Source organism: Pseudomarimonas arenosa, from assembly GCF_014841215.1.
In the GTDB taxonomy this organism is placed as follows: Bacteria; Pseudomonadota; Gammaproteobacteria; order Xanthomonadales; family Xanthomonadaceae; genus Pseudomarimonas; species Pseudomarimonas arenosa.
In genome coordinates this window covers 1-3,702 of the sequence record NZ_JACYTR010000118.1, presented here as the reverse complement: position 1 = coordinate 3,702, position 3,702 = coordinate 1, and the positions used below count along the sequence as shown (strand labels likewise).

The window sequence follows — 3,702 nt, the reverse complement described above, 5'->3', positions numbered from 1 at the left end:
CGAGCGCCGCACGCGCTATGCCTATGATGCGCAGAATCGCCTCACCAGCATCACCACCGAGGCCGATGCCGACACCGCCGCCGCGAGCACCGGCTACGCCTACGACGCCGCCGGCAATATCACGAAGATCACCGATGCCGAAGCCGGTGAAACCCGCTTCGAAGACTTCGATGCCTTGGGCAATGCCCGTACCCGCATCGATGCCCGTGGCAAGCGCTGGACCCAGACCTTTGATGCTGCCGGCAACCTGCTGAGCCAGACCGATCCACTCGGCCGCACCACACGCTACGAGTACGACGCGGTGGGTAACCGGACAAAGACCATCTTCCCGCCAGCCCAGCTCGGCGAGACGGCCACTGAAATGGCCTATCACTACGATGCCGCCAACCGGCTGATCCGCACCGTCGACGCCCTGGGCGGCGAGCGCAGCACCGCCTATGACCGTGCCGGCAACCGGATCGAAGAAGAAGACGAGTCGGACAACAAGACCCGCTACAGCTACGACCGTTTCAATCGGCTGAGCACGATCAGCGATGGCAACAACAATGTCACGCGCTATGTCTATCCCGATCTGAGTGCTGACCCCAGCAGCGGCGCCCTGACGCATGCCGGCGATCTGTACCAGCCAATCGCAATCGAACATATGGGTTCGCGAGTTTCATTCAAGTTCAACAATCGCGACAAGATTGTTGTGATTGGCCAGAGTTCGGGTGTGCTAGGGGGAGAACCAACGGTCATCCGATCCGAATACGACTTGAACGGCAACGTTGTCCTTACCGAGGATGCCAAGGGCGCTAGAACAAGATACGAGCACGATGCACTGGGTAGGGTGCTCAGAGTGATTGATGCTCATGGTGGCGTGACCCATTACGGCTACGACGATCGCGACAATCTCCTCAGCCTGACCGATGCCAACAACAACACCCATCGTTTCAGCTACGACCGCCTCAACCGTACGCGGAGCGAAGCGCGGCCGATGGGGCAGACTCATCGCTATGCCTACGACGCGGATGGCAACCTGATCGAAGAGCTCGACGCACGCAGTCAGACAGCGAACTATGTCTACGACGACGCCGGCCGCCGCACGACGACCCAGTACACGCGTGCTGGTGAGAGCAACCCGCACAAGACGGTGAGTTTCAGCTACGACGACCGCAACGTACTGACCGGCTACGACGACGGCACCACCTCGGGTCAGTACACTTACGACGAGCTGCAGCGCAAGACCCAGGAAGCGGTCAACTACGGAGATTTCACCTGGACCTATCGCTACAGCTACTACCCGAACGGGCAAAAGGCGAGCTATACCACGATCGACGGCACTACCTTTAGCTACGGCTACGACGCGGCCAAGAATCTGGCCAGCATCGTAATTCCGAACGAAGGCACCATCGAATACTCGAACTATCGGGGGACCCGACCCGGCCAGGTCAGCTACCCCGATGGCACGCTGCGCAGCCTGACCTACGATGGCCTGCTGCGCAGCGAGACCATCAAGGTGGTCAATGCCAGCCAAGAAACGCTGATGGACTACCGCTACACCTACGATGCGGTGGGCAATATTGCCGAGAAGGCCACCGAGCACGGCCCGTATCGATACGAGTACGACCGCGTCGACCGCCTCACCGCAGCCGACTACCCGAACGGCTCGGGCAATGATCAGATCAATGATTCGATGGCGTCCAACACCTTTCCGTTCGCCGACGACCGCTACACTTACGACCCGCTTGGCAATCGCCTGACCGATCAGCGCCAAACGCCAGGTTTCACCTGGCAGTACAACGCCAACAACGAACTGTTGCACTCAGGCTTTGCAACCTATCAATACAACGAAAACGGCAGCACCACCGCCAAGCTTGACCCCGCCACCGGCGAGCCGATCCAGCGCTACGCCTACAACAGCGAAGAGCGCATGAGTGAAGTGCGCGATGCCGAAGGCAACCTCGTAGCGGAGTACTACTACGACCCGTTTGGTCGGCGACTGTGGAAGACGTTGTATCCCGGTGCAGAGGGGCATCCGGGAGGGGGGCAGCCAGTTAAGGAGTACTTGGCGTATAGCGAAGAGGGGTATGCTGGGCGAAAGCTGGGGCGAAGTGAACTGGAAGTATCGGACGAAATCGAAATCTACCTGATATCCCCAGAATCACAGTGGTGGTCGAGCGAACTAATCGGGAGCAGAGTCGATGAGTGGAACTACTTTCAACTCGAGCATAACGACATTCCGTCAGTGATTTCAGCGGCTGGAAGTTTCCCGGCCTCCGCAGCTCGCAGAGCTACGTTTGGACAGTCACCCGAAAGTGCGAGGATGGACTTTCGGTTTCCTGGGCAGTTATTCGACCTGGAGACGAGCCTAGCATTCAACTTCAATCGGACGTACTCGGCGGACACAGCCCGGTATTTCGAAGTAGATCCCATAGGACTAACTGCGGATATCAATCTCTATCGGTATGCTAACGGGAACCCCGAATTCTTCGTGGACGCCACCGGAGAAGCTGCGCCTTTGGCTGCAGTGGCACTGCTCTGCTTGCGGTCGCCCCGTCTGTGCGCTGCCATCCTGACTTGCATCAGGAACATCAAGGCATGCACCAAACCGATGTGCAAGGCAATGTGCAAAGGCTATCAGGTAGTTTGCAAAGCACCTTTCCATCGAAAGGAAACCGGGGGTGCTGGGGCGTGCGACGGCACCGAGGGGTGCTATCTGTCAACCTTAAAGTGCGGTCATTTTGGTGCTTGTTGCACAATGAGAGGGGCCTGCAACATATGTGCATTCGGAGGAATGGGGCATCCTGATCGGCATGGGAACAGAACTACGCGAGATCAACCGACTGTTGAAGAATGCGGCAAGGCCTATAAGTGCTGTGCTCAGGCCGCATCGAAATGTTACGACTGTTATTTTTGACAGTTCGGCTCATGCCCTCTTGCGCGCGTACTAGGAGGGGAGAATTGTGAGAACGATGATGTTTGACCCTCACCCCGAGTTTACAGGGATATGGAATTACGACTTGGTAAACATCGGGGTGGACTATGCCTCGGCCGGTTCAAGTTGTGTTGCCGTTTCTGTCGAGCTATCGAGCCCTTCTGAGTACATCAGCCTTATGTTCGAAGCCATAAGTCCTCTGAAGCTGCCGGGGCCGGATTCGTTTTGGGCTGATGGGCTGGAAGTTGTTCTACTGGCCTCAGACTTTGAGAGTTACTCGACAGGAACCTTGTGCGTTCGAAGCCGCCGAGCGGGGATAGTCCGCTTCTTTGCTCGATCTGTGCGCACCATTCTTTGCGTACCGTCCAAGAGCAAGTGATTCGGAGTTGAGTCGGACGACCGGGCCAGGAGAATCACGAACCCACCAGGTCGGCCGCAATGCAGGATCAAGTGACATGACCAAAAGATTCGCTTTGATACGTCTGATTTCGATTCCATTGACGATCTTCGTCTTTTGTTTCGCCGCCCAAGCCGCCGTCGACCCCACCGACGGCAGCTACCGCACGTCGGTGGTGGATCTATCCGTTAAAGTGCCGGGCGGGATGGTGTCGTGGTCGCGCAACTACGAGCGCAATGCCTGGCAGTTCACGCCGGCCTGGGCCAAGCTGAAGTTCACCCTGGATGATCTGGACGGCAGTGTGCTGCGGATCGACCGGGCAGGGGACGAATACGAGAAGATCGCCTCGGACGGCAGCCTGTTCCGCTTCGATGCGCGGATGACCATT

Annotated in this window: 2 protein-coding genes; both read left to right on the top strand. The window is 57.8% G+C overall.

Annotation, left to right across the window (positions count from 1 at the left end):
- Positions 1-2,899 (top strand): RHS repeat-associated core domain-containing protein (locus tag IFO71_RS21330; protein WP_192031712.1); only part of this gene is annotated, 2,899 nt, incomplete at its 5' end.
- 473 nt (positions 2,900-3,372) lie between these two features.
- On the top strand, positions 3,373-3,702 hold a 330-nt coding region (locus IFO71_RS21325), incomplete at its 3' end, for a hypothetical protein (protein ID WP_192031711.1).